We start from the raw sequence: 16,702 nt of genomic DNA, 5'->3' as shown, positions 1-16,702 counted from the left end.
AAGCGAAGTCCCAGATCGTTGTTTTGACGCGTTTTCTTGACGCGAACCGATATCTGTCCTCGGGCCATGCCTGAGGATATGCTTCGCGGGAAAACGCTATGGAGGAGAAATGTCGATGTCGATGGAATCCGACATGATCGTCGATCGCCGCAGGCTGCGCCGCAAGCTCACCTTCTGGCGCGTGGCGTCGGCTTTGATCGTGATCGGCGCGATCGTCGCGCTCGGCGCTTATGCCTCGCCCTGGGGGAGCAAACTGACGGGTGACTCCGCGATCCAGCGCGTCAACATCGATGGTCTGATCCGCAGCGACCAGAAGCGGGTCGAGGCCCTGGAGCGGCTTGGAAAATCGAAGGCGCCTGCGGTCGTCGTCCACATCAACTCGCCGGGTGGCACCACCGCCGGGTCGGAAGAGCTTTATGAGGCCCTGACGCGCCTGAAGGCCAAAAAGCCGATGGTCGTGGTGGTGGAAGGGCTCGGCGCGTCCGGCGGATATATCGCCGCACTTGCCTCCGATCACATCGTCGCGCAGCAAACAGCGCTGGTCGGCTCGATCGGCGTGCTGTTTCAGTATCCGAACGTCACCGAACTTCTGAAAACGGTCGGGGTCAAGGTGGAGGCGGTGAAATCCTCGCCGCTGAAGGCGGCCCCGAGCGGATATGAACCGACCAGTCCGGAGGCGCGGGCCGCGATCGACGCCCTGGTGAAGGATTCCTTCGCCTGGTTTCGGGGTCTGGTGCAGAACCGGCGCGGCATGGACGATGCGCAGCTCGAGAAAGTCGCCGACGGGCGCGTTTTCACCGGCCGGCAGGCACTGGATCTCAAGTTGATCGATCAGCTTGGCGACGAAAAGGTCGCGATCGCCTGGCTTGTGGCGGAAAAGAAGGTCGCGCCCGACCTTCCGGTGCGCGATTTCAAGTTGACGCCGCGCTTCACCGATCTGACGTTCATCCGCACCGCTGCGTCGGTGGCGTTCGACGCGTTGGGATTGGGCGGCATTGCGCGGCAGGTCGAGCAGGCCGGGATCGTGCGGGCAGCGGATCGCCTGAATCTCGACGGAATGCTGGCGCTTTGGCATCCTGCGCCATCGAATTGAGGTCAAGCCGCTCGTGAGCAGGCATTTCGCGCCGCGAAAAGCCACCGATGTTGCAACGCAAGCCATCGCGGCCGATTTCTCCCGCGACCCGAATCACATTTACTGTCTTGACAGTCCTGACCATTTTCACGGAAATGGGCATCCCACGCATGGGCCTTTGTCTCGATGATCAAATCCGAACTCGTTCAGCGCATCGCCGAACATAACCCGCACCTCTACCAGCGGGATGTGGAGAACATCGTGAACGCGATCCTCGATGAGATCGTCGCCGCTCTTGCGCGGGGCGATCGCGTCGAGTTGCGTGGCTTTGGTGCGTTTTCAGTCAAACATCGTCCTGCCCGCGCGGGCCGCAATCCGCGTACGGGAGAACACGTCCCGGTCGATCAGAAAAGTGTACCGTTTTTCAAGACCGGCAAGGAAATGCGTGAGCGGCTCAATCGCGACAATGCGACGAGCGAAGCGAACGCATAGAACGTTCAGGGGGGCGGCCCCATCAATCGGCAAGCGCACCTGTCAGCATGAGTGCCGGCTGACGCAGCGTCGCGAGAGAGATCATGCGCAAATTCCTGACCGGCCTGATCCTGATTCCGCTTGGTGTCCTTTTCATCGTGTTCGCGTTCGCCAACCGCCGTTTGGTCACGGTGACGTTCGACCCCTTCGGCGGATCCGACCCTCAGACCGGCATCACGCTGCCGCTGTTCGTTCTGATCATCTCGGTGGCTATTTTCGGCGTGGTCGCCGGCAGCGTCGCGACCTGGGTGGGGCAGCGCCGCTGGCGCTATGCAGCCCGTCAGTACGAGACGGATGCGCGGAAAGCGCACGTGGAACTGGCGGATCTGCGATCCCGCTACGAGGCGCAGGAGGTGTCGCGGTTGCCGGACCTGACCCGGCGCGCCGGATAGCGGTGTTAAAGCGCCGCCGAGCATGTCCTCGAGCATGTCCTTGGGCTTGTGAACCGCGTTCCGCGATCGCCGATCCTGCATACCCCGTCGCAAGTGGAAAGAACGTTCGGGTCGCGTCTCACGCAAGCGAGACAAGCCGCTTGCGACGTTGTAGAAATGGCCCATCGTGCTGATAGATCACGATGGTTTTGGATCGAATTGGTCCAAAACCATAAACGTGATCGATTCCAATATTTGAGAGCGGGATGCGGGCGGAAAACCGCACCACACTTTTCCTCATCCCGCTCTAGCTGCGCGCCGGCCTGCCATGGCCGGGTTGTGCCGGACCATTCGAGATCATGTCACTGATCGTCAAGATATGCGGCCTGTCTACCCCTTCGACGCTCGATGTGGCGTTGCAGGCCGGCGCCGATATGGTGGGATTCGTCTTCTTTCCGCCGTCGCCGCGGCATCTTGAGCTTGCGCGCGCGCAAGATCTCGGCGCGCAGGTGCGAGGCCGGGCGGCCAAGGTCGCGCTGACTGTCGACGCCGATGATGAGACGCTCTCCGGAATCATCGAGGCCTTGCGGCCGGATCTGCTGCAACTTCACGGCAAGGAAACCGTGACGCGCATCCGCGAGGTCAAGCGGCGCTTCGGCCTGCCGGTGATGAAGGCGATCGGCGTCGAGACCGCCGCCGATCTCGCGGACCTGCCACGCTATGTCACAGTCGCCGACCGCCTGCTGTTCGATGCGCGTCCGCCAAAGCACGCGACCCGGCCGGGCGGGCTGGGCGTACCCTTCGACTGGCGTCTTCTGGAAAATCTGTCCGTCGATATTCCATTCATGCTGTCGGGCGGCTTGGCGGCAGGCAACGTCGATGACGCGGTGCGGATCACGCGGGCCGGCGGCGTCGATGTTTCCTCAGGCGTGGAAAGCGCGCCGGGGGTGAAGGATGCCGGTATGATCCGGGACTTCATCGATGCCGCGCGACGGGCTGCAACCAGTTTGCGCGAAACCACCTCGCATGTGGGTTAGTTTCCGGGAAACACGGGAGTTGGTATGTCCGCGCAGACTAGAGCGTTTTCGAGCGAGGCGTGTCCCCGGGCTTGACCCGGGATGGGCACCGCGTGAAGAAAACGCGTCAAAACAATAATCCAGAGCTTCGCTTCTGATTCAATCAGAAGCGAACATGCTCTAGACGTGGATGGCCGGAATGAATCCGGCCATGACGAAGGGTGACGATGAGTTCTCTCCGCAATTCCTTCCGGTCCGGCCCCGACGAGCGCGGGCATTTCGGCATGTTCGGCGGCCGCTTCGTGGCGGAAACGCTGATGCCTTTGATCCTCGATCTTGAGAAGGCCTATGCCGACGCCAAGGGCGACGCCGCGTTCCAGCGCGACATGGCGCGCTATCGCAAGGACTATATCGGACGACCGTCGCCCCTGTACTTCGCCGAGCGTCTGACCGAACACCTTCGGGAGATTTCCGCGGCCTCGGGCGGCGCCGGCGGCGCAAAAATCTACCTGAAGCGCGAGGAGCTCAACCACACCGGCTCGCACAAGGTCAACAATGTGCTGGGCCAGATTCTGGTGGCGCGGCGCATGGGCAAGAAGCGCATCATCGCCGAGACCGGCGCGGGCCAGCATGGCGTCGCCACCGCGACGCTGTGCGCGCGCTTCGGCCTGGACTGCGTGGTCTATATGGGCGCGGTGGATGTGGCGCGGCAGGAGCCGAACGTCATCCGCATGGAAATGCTGGGGGCGAAAGTGGTGCCGGTGCAGTCCGGCACCCGCACGCTGAAGGATGCGATGAACGAGGCGCTGCGCGACTGGGTGACCAACGTTCACGACACCTTCTATTGCATCGGCACGGTGGCGGGGCCGCATCCCTATCCGATGATGGTGCGCGACTTCCAGTCGATCATCGGCGAGGAAACACGATGGCAGATGCAGGAGGTGGAAGGCCGGTTGCCGGATTCGCTGATCGCCTGCATCGGCGGCGGCTCCAACGCGATGGGATTGTTTCATCCGTTCCTCGATGAATCCTCGGTGGAGATTTTCGGCGTCGAGGCGGCGGGACACGGGCTCGACAAGCAGCACGCGGCCTCGCTCACCGGCGGGCGGCCCGGCGTGCTGCACGGCAATCGCACCTATCTCTTGATGGATGGCGACGGCCAGATCGAGGACGCGCATTCGATTTCGGCGGGGCTGGACTATCCCGGCATCGGGCCGGAGCATTCATGGCTGCACGAGACCGGCCGCGTCACCTATCTCTCCGCGACCGACGAGGAAGCGCTTGGCGCGTTTCAACTGCTGTCGCGGCTGGAAGGCATCATCCCGGCGCTGGAATCGGCGCATGCCATCGCGCGCGTCATCGAACTCGCGCCGCGGCGGTCGAAGGATCACCTGATGGTGGTCAACCTCTCGGGCCGTGGCGACAAGGACGTGCCGCAGGTCGGCGATATCCTGAAGGGCAGGAAGAAGTGAATGACACTCATCAGGACTGTCTCAAGCTATCAAAAGAGATTGGCCTTGAGTGGTTCAAAGTCCATGCAGATCAGCGTCTAAAGGCTTTCAACTTTTTTCTTTTAATCGCTGGCTTCTGTATAGGAGGCTTTTTTACCGCGCTATCTGTCAGCCCATTAGCTGCGAGTACAATTGCATTTGTACTAGGGGCGATATGTATTTGCTTCAAGTATCTCGATCGACGAACTGCAACTCTGGTCAAGCACGGCGAAGAACTCCTAAGTTATTGCTTGGAGCGCATCGGAGATCCAGAAATGCCTAATCCCATCAGATTGGCAGACGAGTGCGAAGGCACTCTTTCATATCGTCAGATATTCAACACGGTCTTCTTGATCTTTGGAATTATGTCGTTTGGGGGCATGGTGTTCTCCTTAGTTCGAGTTTTCGGATACAAAGTATGACAACCCGTATCGACACGCGCTTCGCCGAGTTGCGCAAGCAGGGACGCTCGGCCTTCGTCACTTTTCTGATGGCTGGCGATCCGGACCCCGCGACCTCGCTCGCCATCATCAGGGCGCTGCCGAAGGCCGGCGCCGATATCATCGAAATCGGAATGCCTTTCACCGATCCGATGGCGGATGGTCCGGCGGTCCAGGCGGCCGGGCGGCGCGCGCTCGATGCGGGCATGACCCTGACCGGCACGCTGCGGATGATCGGCGAGTTTCGGAAGGACGACGATTCGACGCCGGTCGTGCTGATGGGCTATTACAACCCGGTCTACATCTACGGCGTCGAGAAATTTCTTGACGATGCCAGGGCGGCCGGCGTCGATGGCCTGATCGTCGTCGACCTGCCGCCGGAGGAAGACTCCGAGTTGTGCATCCCGGCGATGAAAGCCGGATTGAATTTCATTCGCCTGGCGACGCCGACGACGGATGACAAGCGTCTGCCGGCGGTGCTCGCGAATACGTCGGGCTTTGTGTACTACGTCTCGATCACCGGGATCACCGGCAGCGCGGCGGCGGATTCGACCGCGGTCGGCGCGGCGGTCGGGCGCATCAAGCGCCATACGAGCCTGCCGGTCTGCGTCGGCTTCGGCATCCGCACCCCGGATGCCGCGCGCGGCATCGCCGAGCGCTCGGACGGCGCGGTGGTCGGCTCGGCGCTGGTCGATGCGCTCAGCGCCAGCCTCGACGCCGAAGGCAAGGCGACGTCCGGAACCGTCCAGGCGGTCGCCTCTCTCGCGGCGGCGCTGGCCGAGGGCGTGCGGTCGGCGCGGCAAGCGGCGGACTAGGCTTTTTTCCCTCTCCCCTTGTGGGAGAGGGTACCGGGCCGCATCTATGCAGCGAGGCGGGTGAGGGGTCGTCCCGTCATCCTGTTTGCGATAAAAGAACCCCTCACCCGGCTCGCACCTTGCTTCGCGGTGCCGGGCACGCCGTCCCGCAAGGGGAGAAGGTTCGGGCCGTCGCCAGATGGTGCGGCGTTACGGAGTAAGGCATGAATTGGTTGACCAACGTTGTCCGGCCAAAAATCCGCAATATCCTCAAGCGGGAAACGCCGGATAATCTCTGGATCAAGTGCCCCGACACCGGGCAGCTCGTGTTCTACAAGGACGTCGAGAGCAACCAGTTCGTCATCCCCGGATCGAACTACCACATGCGCATGAGCGCCGACGCGCGGCTGAAATCGATCTTCGACAACGAAACATGGTACGATGTGGCGTTGCCGGAGGTGACGGCCGATCCGCTGAAATTCCGTGACGAGCGCAAGTATGTCGACCGCATCAGGGACGCGCGCGCCAAAACCGGGCTCCATGATTCCGTGAAGGTCGGGTTCGGCAAGCTGGAAGGCTCCGCCGTCGTGGTCGCGGTGCAGGATTTCGATTTCATGGGCGGCTCGCTCGGCATGGCGGCGGGCGAGGCGATCGTGCGGGGGCTCGAACTCGCGGTCGAGAAACGATGCCCCTTCATCGTGTTCGCGGCGTCGGGCGGCGCGCGGATGCAGGAAGGCGTGCTGTCGCTGATGCAGCTGCCCCGCACCACCGTGGCGGTGCAGATGCTGCGCGAGGCCAGGCAGCCCTACATCGTGGTGCTGACGAATCCGACCACCGGCGGCGTCACGGCCTCCTATGCGATGCTCGGGGACGTTCAGATCGCGGAGCCCGGCGCGCTGATCGGCTTCGCCGGAGCCCGCGTCATCGAGCAGACCATCCGCGAGAAACTGCCGGACGGTTTTCAGCGAGCGGAATATTTGCGCGACCACGGCATGATCGACCTGGTGGTGCATCGTCACGAGTTGCGGCCGACGCTGGCGCGGGTGTGCCGGCTGCTGACCAAGGCGCCGGAAATGATCGAGGCGGAGCCGGAACCGACTGCTGCCGTTCCGCCGGATGAGCCGGATGAACCCGCCGCCGCTCAGGAAGCTCCACCGGCGGCGACTGCCGCGCCTCCGGCGTGAGCGCTGTTCCGCCCCGGCAAAGCCCGCTCGACGATGTTGTTGCGCGGATATCGAAGCTGCATCCGAAAAGGATCGATCTCACGCTCGGCCGGATGCGGCGTATCCTTCAGCGGCTCCATCATCCCGAACGCAGGCTGCCGCCGGTCATTCATGTCGCCGGCACCAACGGCAAGGGCTCCACCGTTGCGTATCTGCGCGCGATCCTCGAGGCCGCCGGTTTGCGCGTGCACGTCTTTACCTCGCCCTATCTGGTGAGGATCAACGAGTGCGTGCGGCTTGCGGGAACGCTGGTTGCCGACGATGCCTTGCGCGACGCGCTGCTTGAATGCGAGCGCGCCAATGGCGGCGATGCGCTCACGCTTTTCGAGATCAAGACGGCGGCGGCCTTTCTGTTGTTCGCGCAAAATCCCGCCGACGTGCTGCTGCTGGAGGTCGGGCTCGGCGGCCGGCTCGACAGCACCAACGTGGTTGAGACGCCGCTGGCGAGCGTCATCACGCCCGTCGGCATCGATCATGTCGAGTTTCTGGGCGGCTCGCTGGCGCAGATTGCCGGCGAGAAAGCCGGCATCATCAAGTCTGGCGTGCCTGTCATCTGCGCGGAGCAGTTGCCCGAAGCGGAGGCCGTGATCGAGCAGCGGGCGAAGCAGATGCGCAGTCCGCTGCACGCGGCCGGCCAGCACTGGCACGTCCACGCGGAACACGGACGACTGGTTTATCAGGACGAAAACGGTCTGCTCGACCTCGCCGCGCCCCGGCTGTTCGGCCGGCATCAGTTCGACAATGCGGGCCTCGCGATCGCGACGCTGCGGGCGCAGGATCGCTTCTCCATCGAGACGACGGCGTTCGAGCGCGGCGTGACCGGCGCGGAATGGCCGGCGCGGATGCAGCGGCTGACATCCGGCCGGATCGTGGATCAGGCGCCGCGCGATGCCGAACTTTGGCTCGACGGCGGGCACAATGCCGATGGCGGGCGGGTCGCGGCGGCGGCGCTCGGCGATCTCGAGGAGCGAGTGTCGCGACCGCTGGTCGTGATAACAGGCATGATGGGCAACAAGGACGCGAAGGGTTTTCTCGCCAACTTCGCCGGCCTGACGCGCCATGTCATTGCCGTGCCGATCCCCGGCATGGAGAACGCGATGCCGCCGGAGGTGCTGGCCAAAGCGGTGCGCGCGCTCGACATGCGCGCCGAAACCGCAGTGAGTGTCGCCGCCGCGCTGCAATCGGTCGCGCGTCTGGCCTACGAAATTCCGCCGCGCATTCTGATCACGGGATCGCTGTATCTCGCCGGCCATGTGCTGGCGGAGAACGGTACGCCGCCGGCGTAGAATTCGGTGCTCGAATGGGTGCATCTCGGTCGTCATGCCGGCATAAAGCAGGGCATGACGAGAAGGGAAGGCGCGCCCTGACCTCAACGTTCTCCTCACCCAAACAAAAACGGCCGGTGATGAACCGGCCGTCCGCAAAACTCAAAGCGAGAAAAGATCACACCGTGGCCGTGATCCATTGCTCCAGTTTCTGCTTCGGCGCCGCGCCGACCTGACGTGAGGCCAGTTCGCCGTCCTTGAAGATCATCAAAGTGGGAATCGACATCACGCCGTATTTCGAGGCCGTCCTCGGGCTTTCGTCGACGTTCAGCTTCACGATCTTGACCTTGCTGCCCATGGCGCTGGAGATTTCGTCCAGCACCGGGCCGATCATGCGGCAGGGGCCGCACCACTCCGCCCAGAAATCAACCACGACCGGGCCAGTCGCCTTGAGCACTTCCGCTTCGAAATTGGCGTCCGAAACCTTGCCAACAGCCATGGAATACCTCGTTGTCTCGATGAGATGCGCGACGAAAGAATGCGCTTGAAACTGCGGATGTAGTTAAGAAGGCGATCTTCCCGGGTCAAGGTTTCTCACACCGAGATGATGGCTTCCAGGGCGGCATCCAGCGTCGAGACGGAAATCTCCATCATTTCAGGCGCCTCGGTCCAGAGCAGCGCCGCCTTGACGGGCAGTTCCGGGTACAGGCCTGCGAGCACCGCGCGATAGAGCGCGAGCTGGCGGATATAGGCGGGCGGAACGTCGGCCAGGTTCGCAGACGCGGGGCTGGTCTTGTAGTCGACGACCAGAACCCCGTGCGGAGTGACCACGAGCCGGTCGATCTGGCCCGAGACCGGCAGGGGATCGCCCCGCCGCGTCTTCAGCCGCCCGGCGATCGCGACCTCGGCCCGGCTGCCCTCCGCGAAAACGGGGCCGAACCTCGCATCATCGAGCACCGCCACGACCTGCGCCGCCAGCGCGTCGTGCTCGGCCTTGTCCCAGTCATTCGCGTTGCGCGCGAGATAGGACAGCGCCGCGTCGCGGCGTCGATCCCGCGGCACCTCGGGCAGGGATTGCAGCAGGCGATGCACCAGCGTGCCGCGCAATCGCGCATGGTGGCGCTGATCCGGGGCAACGCCGGCCGGCGAGCGGTGATGCGCGGCCTCGTCGGCATCCGATGGTCGCAGCGATCGGAGCGCGGGTGCTTCCGGCCCGACTGAGCGATGCAGCCACGGCGGCAACGCGATCGGGGTAGCGCCGGGGGACGCCGGCGGCGCCGGGCCCGCGGCATCCGGTTCGGCTTCCTCTAGAGCGGGATGAGGAAAAGTGTGCAGCGGTTTTCCGCCCGCATCCCGCTCTAAAATATTGGAATCGATCACGTTCATGATCCTGGATCGATTCGATCCAGGATCATCGTGATCTGGCCGGGTGAAACGCTTGACCTTGCCGCTTGCGGTTTCGAACGCCTGCATCGCAAGGCCGGAACCGTCCAGACCTTTCTCGATCAGGTCGTACCAGGACAATTCCCGAACGTCCTTGCGGTTGGCCGGCTTGCAGCCGCCGACGATCAGGCGGTCCGCCGCGCGCGTCATCGCGACGTAAAGCAGGCGGCGATATTCGTGTTCGGTTTCCGCGGTCATGGCCGCGCGGGCCTGCGCCACGCAAGGCGGATCCTCGGCCTTCCTGCCGGCCCAGATCGTCACGCCGGCAACGCCGGCGGGAGCGTTGCCGCGCGCCATGCGGATCAGGCTGAGACGCTCGGTGTCGGCCGGCGAAGTCGAGGTGTCGGCGAGAAACACCACCGAGGCCTCCAGCCCCTTGGCGCCGTGCACGGTCATCACGCGGACCTCGTCGCGCGAGATTTCCATGTCGCGCTTCACCTCGGTATCGGCGGCGCGCAGCCACGCCATGAAGCCTTGCAGCGACGCGGGGGCCTTGCGCTCATAGGTCAGCGCCAGTTCAAGAAACTCATCGAGCGCGTCATTGGCTTCATGGCCGAGCCGGCGCAGGATCCGCCGCCGTCCGGCTTCCTCGCCCAGAAGCCACGCAAAGAACGCGAACGGCGTGTCGCGCGCGGCGCGACTTTCGCACCGCTTCAGGCGTTCGAAGGCGTCGCGGAATTTGTCGCCGGCGGCCGCGTGCCCGGCGAGCGCATCGCGTAGCGAGCCCTCCCGCTGCCACGCCAGCTTGAACAGGTCGTCGTCGTCGAGGCCGAACAGCGGGCTTTTCAACGCCACCGCCAGCGCCAGATCGTCCCGTGGCAGCAGCAGCGCATCCGCAAGGTTCATCAGGTCGATGATCGCGATATGCTCGGTGAGTTTAAGACGATCCGCGCCGGCCACCGGAATGCCGGACTGCTTCAGCGCCTGGATGACGGCGTCGAAGGCGTTGCCGCGCCGCCGCACCAGCACCAGGATGTCGCCGTGGCCGAGCGGGCGACGGTTGCCCAGATGCCCGGTCATGGCGCCTTGCGCGATCAGCGTCTTGATCTCGTCGCGGATGCGTCGGGCGAGCTTGACCTCGGGGCTGGTTGCGGTGACCGCATCGAACGGCGCGCGCCAGCCCTCGATCTCCTCGCGCTTGTCCCGCTCCTCCAGATTCCAGAGATCGACGATGCCGGGTGCGGCGTCCGCCAGCGATTCGTGCACGGGGTGAGCGCCGACCGCATGGATGCTGGCGTAGATTTCGGGATCGCGGAACACATGGTCGACCGATTCCAGGATCGTTTTGCCGGACCGGAACGAGTAGATGAAATCCTCCTTGCGGAACGGAAGTTTTGCATCGGTAAACTTCCTCTCCAGCTTGCGCCGCCGCTCGTCGAATTCGCGCGGCGCCGCGCCCTGGAACGAGAAGATCGACTGCTTCTCGTCGCCGACCGCGAACACGGTCCGGCGCACGCCCTCGCGCGCGCCTTCGCCGGTGGTGAAGTCCGCGATGATGCGCTCGACGATGTCCCATTGCTTGGGGCTGGTATCCTGCGCCTCGTCGATCAGCACGTGATCGACGCCGCGATCGAGCTTGTAGTGAACCCAGCCGGGCGAGGTCTGCTCCAGCATCCGAAGCGTCTTGTCGATCAGGTCGTCATAGTCGAGCAGGCCGCGTTCGTGCTTCTCGCGCCGGTAGTGGGCGGCGACCGCCGCGGCGATGACGAGCAGGGATTGCGTGCGGTCGCGGATGTTGATCGCGCAGCGGCGTGCGAGCAGCGCGATCACGCGCTGGCATTCATCGGCGAGCATTTCAGCGATGGCGGGCCTGACATCGCTGATCTTCCTGGTGACGAAGGATTTGCGCGGGCTGCCGCCTGCGGTCAGGAAGACGTCGAGGTAGCGATCGGCCTGCGCGGCGTCGCCCGCTTCCGCATGGGCGGCGCGCAGCCGTTCAGATTGTTTGATGTCATTCGAACTGCCTGTTGCGAACAGCGCCGCCGTATCGAGCCACTTGCTTCGCGGCAGGTTCGGCCCGTCGATCATCTCGCGCTCGACGCCCTCGACGCGCTCGTCCGGATCGACGCCGAGCGCATCGGCGACGTCCCGGACCGCTTGCCCGGTGCCGCGATCCCCGGTCCACGCCACGGCATGATCGCGGCGGAGGCAAGCCTGACGGATGACATCGCGCAGCGTCGAGTCGGCCTCCGCGCCCATGGCATATTGCAGCGCGCGGCCGGCCGGACTGTCCGGATTCTGCGCGGCGTCAAGCATGACATGGATGCTTGCGCGCTCCATCATTTCGGTCTGGTCGCGCTCGTCGAGCACGGTAAAACGTGCCGGCACTTCGGCCTCGAAAGGAAACTGCTGCAATAGCCGCGTGCAGAGCGCGTGGATGGTCTGCACTTTCAGGCCGCCCGGTGTTTCGAGCGCGGAGGCGAACAGCTTGCGTGCTCGCTCGCGCCATCCCGCGCCGGGCTGCGCGATGCCGACATCGCGCAGCGCCACGTTCAAGGTCTCATCGTCGAGCGTGACCCAGTGACCCAGCGTGGAGAACACCCGCTCCGCCATGTTCGCGGCGGCGGCCTTGGTGAAGGTGATGCAGAGGATGCGCGCGGGGTCGACGTCGTTGAGCAGAAGGCGGATTACGCGCTGCACGAGAACGTGCGTCTTGCCAGATCCCGCATTGGCCGACACGAACACCGATGCGGCCGGATCGGACGCGCGCTGCTGGCGCGCGCTGGCGTCGGGATGAACGGGGCGGGGCGCTTTCACGATTCCTCCGACCCAAGTCCGCCGGCCGCCGACCATTCCTTGATCCGTGCGAGATCATCATAGGCGCCGTAGCGGGTTTTCCACATCGGCAGGTCGAGCGATGCGTAGCCCTGCTGCTCGTCGTCGAAAGCGCGGATCAGCGCGGTGAGTTCTTCAAGAGCGCGATCGGCCGCCTGATCCGGCGACTGGGTTGCGGTTTTGCCGTTATCGAGATCGACCGGTCTCGATTCGCCGGCAGGGTTGTTGCCGCTCAGCCGGACATAGACCAGTTCGCTGACCGATGCGCCGGGAGCAATGCCCGCGAAGCCGCCGTTGCGAAGAATCGCGGATTCCAGCGTGAGCTGTGGCGAGAGGCCGAGCCGCACCTGTTTGCTGCTCGGAGGATTGCCGGTCTTGTAATCGAGAACGGCAAAGCGGCCGCCGCCGAGATGTTCGATACGGTCGGCGCGCGCCGACAGAATGAAGCTGCGATCGCCGTCGATCGGTATTTCGATTTTGCCGCTGACCTCGGCGTCGATCCTGACCAGATGCGTCCGCCGCGTCAGCTCCCATCCCGCGAACCATGCCGCGATGCGCTGGAAGCGTGGCCACCACAGCGCGCGCGCTTCCGGCCGCTGCATCAGCGGCGCGAAACGGATTTCGCCGATGGCGCGCAGTACGTCTTCCGGATCGTCGGGCAGGTTGGCCGGATAAAGTTTGGTGAAATCACCGAGCGCGTCGTGAATCGCCGAGCCGCGGTCCGCCGCCGACAGCGGCATGTCGACGGCCTCCAGCGGCAGGAGCTTCAAGATGTATCTGGCATAGATGGTATAGGGATCGCGCAGCCAGTCCTCGATCGCGGTCACGGACAGGTGCGTCGGCCGCGCCGTGCGCGGCGGCTTCGGCTCGGGCTGCGCGATGGGCGTGACCTCGTCGGGCCGGTCGAGCGCTTCGGCATACTGAATGTATCGCGCGCCGGCTTGTTTGGCAGTTGCCCAGCGTGTCGCGCCCGCGACGGCTTCGAGCCGATGCAGGAAACGGGACGCCACCGCCGGCGACCCCCCGGTCTTGGCGGCATGGCTGAGGATGACGTCGCCGGCGCCGAGCAGTTGCGTGAAATCGTGCGCGGACAGTCCGATGCGCCGTTCCGGAAGATCGAGCCCCAGTTCGTGCCGCATCGGCCGGCTCAGCCAGGGATCGGTCGGCGGCGCGGGTGGCCAGACGCCTTCAGTGAGCCCGCCGAGGATGACGCGGTCGCATTGGGTCAGACGCGCTTCCAGCGGTCCGTAGATGCGCAGGCTCGCCGATGTCGTCTGCGGCCGGCGCACGACGCGGTCGCCGAACGCGGCCTCGAACGTGTCCGGGTAGTCCGCGATCCTGACCGTCAGGCCGCTGCGCTCGCCCGCCCCGCGCAGGTCGTCGAAAGCATCAATGAGCGCACGGCCGTGCTGGCCGTCGAATGCGGCGGCGACGCCTTCGTCGTCACAGGATAACGCTTCGATAGCCTGGCGGTGCTGCATGGCGAGGAGGGTGAAGTCCGCCGACGCGGGTGGGCCATCGCCTTCGAGCGGCGCGAGCGCATCCCGCAGGGCCACGATCAGGGCGCTGATATCATCGAGATGATGCGGCTTCAGCGCAGCGCAGGGCTCGCTGCGATGCAGCGAGGAACTTTCGCCGCGATCGAGCTTCTCGCGCTCGCCGCAAAAGCGCGCGAATTCGTCCGCGAGACCCTTGCCGCCCGGTGGCGGCCGGGTGCCGCGCAGGATCGCAAGCTCCAGCGTCATGATGGCGCGCGACCAGCCGCCGGCCGCGCGTCCCAGCCGGCACAGCGGGTGCTTCAGCAAGGCCAGCAGGGTCGGGGGCTCCAGACCGTTGCATGCGGTTTCGGCGGCCAGCCGTGCGAAGATTCCCGCAGGCGTGTCCATCAGCGGATCGCCGCCCGAATCATCGAAGGCGAGATTCCAGCGGCCGAGCGCCGCCATCACCCGTCGCGCCAGCGCGCGGTCGAACGTCACCAGCGCCGCGGTCCTGTTCTGGTCGCGCGCCTCGCGCATGGCGACGGCGATGCCGAGCGCTTCCATTTCCGGATTGGCGGCCGCGATCACGGCGAGGTTTTGCAGTCCGGCCGCGATCTTCTCCGCGACCTCGGGCTCGGCGAGCCGGGTGTGCCATTGCGCGGTCGCCTCCGCCGGCCGCATCGCCTCGGACGCCAGCATTTCGCGCCCGTATCGCGCGGGGAAGCCGAGCGCTTTCACCCCGGATCGTTTGATGCCGAAGCGCGCGAGCAGGCCGTGCAGCGCGAACTGCGGATGACCGGCGGCGGGCGGCCTGATGAACGCACCGTTCGTTTTATCCCTGACGCCGCCGATCAACTCCCACGCCTCTTCATCGAGGTCGGTGTCGAGCCCCGGCAGCACGACCGCGCCTTGCGGCAGCGTGGCGATGGCATGCAGCAGTTTCGCGGTCGATGGCATCGAGCCGGTGGAGCCCGCCGCGATCACCGGTCCCGCATGATGGGCGACGAGACGCGCGGTTTCGGCCTCGATCAGGCGATCGCGCCGCGCCGCGGGTTCGATCCGGCCGGTCTCCTGAAGGTGAACCGGCCAGTAGTCGCGCGCGATCTTCAGGAAATCGAGCGTGAGCTGCCAATAGCGGTCGAGCGCCTCGGGCACCAGCCTGTCGAGCGCACGCCAGTCCACGCCGCGCGTGGCCATGTCGTCCATCAGCCGCGCGAGGTCATCCGCAAGCGCCAGCGTCGAGGCCGGGCCGCCGAGAACCAGCGGCGTCCGCTCCTCCGGCTCACCGGGTTTCAGCCGACGCGCCCATGCGTCGATAAGCTGCGCCAGCGCGAGGCGGCGCGCGAGCCCGTCCAGCGCCGGCGGCAGTTCGAGCGTTTCGCGCGACAGCGGGACGGCCTGGGCGAAAGCCAGTTCGTCTTCGTCGATGTCGCCGAGCGTGACGATGCGCGGCAGGATTACGGCGTCGGTATCCAGCACCTCGAGAAAGATATCGTGCGCCATGCGGCCGGCGCGGCGGGTCGGCAGATAAAGCGTGGCCTCGGCAAGCCGCTCGGGCTGCGCGCGCGGGCGGAATCCCTCGATCAGCTCGCCGTCGACCAGCGCGGTGATGACCGTATGCAGGAACGGTACCGAGGGGGGGATGTTGCGGACGCGCATAAAAGATCCTGATTCGAGATCAGGCATATCATGACACGGGGAGGATATAGCGTTTTCGAGCGAAGCATGTCCTCGGGCTTGACCCGAGGATGGAATCCGGTTCGCGTGAAGAAAACGCGTCAAACAACAGTCCAGAGCTTCGCTTCTGATTCAATCAGAAGCGAAAATGCTCTAAGTGCGGCGACCGGTTGAGAGGCGGTCGTCAGGCGTCGAGGCTCGCGAGCACGGCTTTCTCCGCGGCATCGACCGCATCGGGTGTTCCGACATGCATCCAGACGCCGTCGAGCCGCAGCCCGAACAGCCGATCCCGCTCACCCGCCCGGTCGAATATCGCGGTCAGCGGAAACTCGCCTGCCGGCGCGCCGTCGAACAGCGCGGGCGACAGGATGGCGGCCCCCGCATAGACAAACGGCACGACCTGATTCTCTTGCCGCCTGCGAAGCGCTCCGTTGGGGAGCATGGCGTAGTCGCCGCTGCCGCTGTAGCCGATGCTGCTCGCGGTCGGCGCCATCAGCAGCAGAATGTCCATGCGTGCCGGATCAAAGGTCTCGGCCAGCCGCGTCAGGTTGGGGCGCGCGCCGTCGATCCATATCGTGTCGGCGTTGAGATGGAAGAACGGCGCATCGCCCAGCAGCGGCAAGGCCTTCACCACCGCCCCGCCGGTGCCCAGCACCTGATCGCGCTCGTCGGAGATGATGATCTTCGGCCGGTCGCGTTGCGCGACATGGTCGATGATCTGATCGGGCAGATAGCGCACGTTGACGACAGCTTCGCTGACGCCCGCGTCGGCCAGCCTGTCCAGCACGTGATCGAGCAGCGGCTTGCCGGCCACGGGCACCATCGGCTTGGGCATCCGTTCGGTCAGCGGCCGCATGCGCAGGCCGAGGCCCGCGGCGAGAACCATGGCTTTGGTGGGAGTGGTCGGCATGTCCTGGTGTCCCGATTCCGAAGTTCGCATACCCTTGCCGCAACCTTTGATGCAAACTTCGGAATCAAAGGCACACTAGCAACTTTATGATCTTAGTGTGGTTTAGGTTCAGACGTTCGCTTGACGGACTCGATGGGGCAATGAAGCGAACTTCTGAACCACCACACTGGCTCACGCACATTGTCGATTCAACGAACTATAGCGTTTTCGAGCGAAG

The 16,702-nt window shown here is 64.8% G+C and carries 13 protein-coding genes; 9 read left to right on the top strand and 4 right to left on the bottom strand.

The genetic code is table 11. From position 1 onward, the window contains the following. Positions 1–115 precede the first annotated feature (115 nt). The 9 genes from sppA to NWI01_RS07665 all read left to right on the top strand — a co-directional run bounded on the left by sppA (position 116) and on the right by NWI01_RS07665 (position 8,223). Positions 116–1,093: a signal peptide peptidase SppA gene (sppA, locus tag NWI01_RS07705; protein ID WP_141383301.1), complete on the top strand. Its 978-nt coding sequence runs from the start codon at positions 116–118 to the stop codon at positions 1,091–1,093. 165 nt (positions 1,094–1,258) lie between these two features. Then, positions 1,259–1,564: an integration host factor subunit beta gene (locus NWI01_RS07700; RefSeq protein WP_011313397.1), complete on the top strand. Its 306-nt coding sequence runs from the start codon at positions 1,259–1,261 to the stop codon at positions 1,562–1,564. An 83-nt stretch (positions 1,565–1,647) separates the two neighbouring features. Continuing rightward, positions 1,648–1,995: a LapA family protein gene (locus NWI01_RS07695; RefSeq protein WP_141383300.1), complete on the top strand. Its 348-nt coding sequence runs from the start codon at positions 1,648–1,650 to the stop codon at positions 1,993–1,995. Positions 1,996–2,333: 338 nt separating this feature from the next. Beyond that, the gene (locus tag NWI01_RS07690; protein ID WP_141383299.1) at positions 2,334–3,011 is read left to right on the top strand and encodes a phosphoribosylanthranilate isomerase; all 678 of its coding nucleotides are present in this window, start codon (positions 2,334–2,336) and stop codon (positions 3,009–3,011) included. A 206-nt stretch (positions 3,012–3,217) separates the two neighbouring features. After that, positions 3,218–4,462, top strand: coding sequence for a tryptophan synthase subunit beta (gene trpB / locus NWI01_RS07685; RefSeq protein WP_141383298.1), 1,245 nt, complete (start codon positions 3,218–3,220; stop codon positions 4,460–4,462). After that, positions 4,459–4,902, top strand: a complete 444-nt coding sequence (locus NWI01_RS07680; protein ID WP_141383297.1) for a hypothetical protein — start codon at positions 4,459–4,461, stop codon at positions 4,900–4,902. The genes trpB and NWI01_RS07680 overlap by 4 nt, the downstream gene beginning before the upstream one ends. Then, complete coding sequence (gene trpA / locus NWI01_RS07675) at positions 4,899–5,735, top strand: tryptophan synthase subunit alpha (RefSeq protein ID WP_141383296.1); 837 nt, start codon at positions 4,899–4,901, stop codon at positions 5,733–5,735. The genes NWI01_RS07680 and trpA overlap by 4 nt, the downstream gene beginning before the upstream one ends. Before the next feature lie 203 nt (positions 5,736–5,938). Then, positions 5,939–6,898 (top strand): acetyl-CoA carboxylase, carboxyltransferase subunit beta, encoded by a 960-nt coding sequence (gene accD, locus NWI01_RS07670; RefSeq protein WP_141383295.1) that lies wholly within the window; start codon positions 5,939–5,941, stop codon positions 6,896–6,898. After that, positions 6,895–8,223 (top strand): bifunctional folylpolyglutamate synthase/dihydrofolate synthase, encoded by a 1,329-nt coding sequence (locus NWI01_RS07665; RefSeq protein WP_141383294.1) that lies wholly within the window; start codon positions 6,895–6,897, stop codon positions 8,221–8,223. Before accD ends, NWI01_RS07665 begins: the two co-directional genes overlap by 4 nt. 157 nt (positions 8,224–8,380) lie before the next feature. Here NWI01_RS07665 and trxA read toward each other — a convergent pair whose 3' ends face one another. From trxA to NWI01_RS07645, 4 genes are all read right to left on the bottom strand, one after another. Beyond that, a complete protein-coding gene (trxA, locus tag NWI01_RS07660; protein ID WP_011313390.1) occupies positions 8,381–8,701 on the bottom strand; it encodes a thioredoxin in 321 nt (106 codons plus the stop codon). Between the two features lie 95 nt (positions 8,702–8,796). Continuing rightward, entirely contained in the window at positions 8,797–12,438 is a 3,642-nt protein-coding gene (gene addA, locus NWI01_RS07655) for a double-strand break repair helicase AddA (protein ID WP_244613688.1), read from the bottom strand. Then, positions 12,399–15,557 (bottom strand): double-strand break repair protein AddB, encoded by a 3,159-nt coding sequence (gene addB, locus NWI01_RS07650; protein WP_141383293.1) that lies wholly within the window; start codon positions 15,555–15,557, stop codon positions 12,399–12,401. The genes addA and addB overlap by 40 nt, the downstream gene beginning before the upstream one ends. A gap of 202 nt (positions 15,558–15,759) precedes the next feature. Then, positions 15,760–16,485, bottom strand: coding sequence for a nucleotidyltransferase family protein (locus NWI01_RS07645; RefSeq protein WP_141383292.1), 726 nt, complete (start codon positions 16,483–16,485; stop codon positions 15,760–15,762). Positions 16,486–16,702: the final 217 nt, after the last annotated feature.

It is taken from the genome of Nitrobacter winogradskyi (assembly GCF_006539545.1).
Taxonomy (GTDB): Bacteria; Pseudomonadota; Alphaproteobacteria; order Rhizobiales; family Xanthobacteraceae; genus Nitrobacter; species Nitrobacter winogradskyi_A.
The sequence above is the reverse complement of the archived record's forward strand: the minus strand, read 5'-3'. Positions and strand labels throughout refer to the sequence as shown.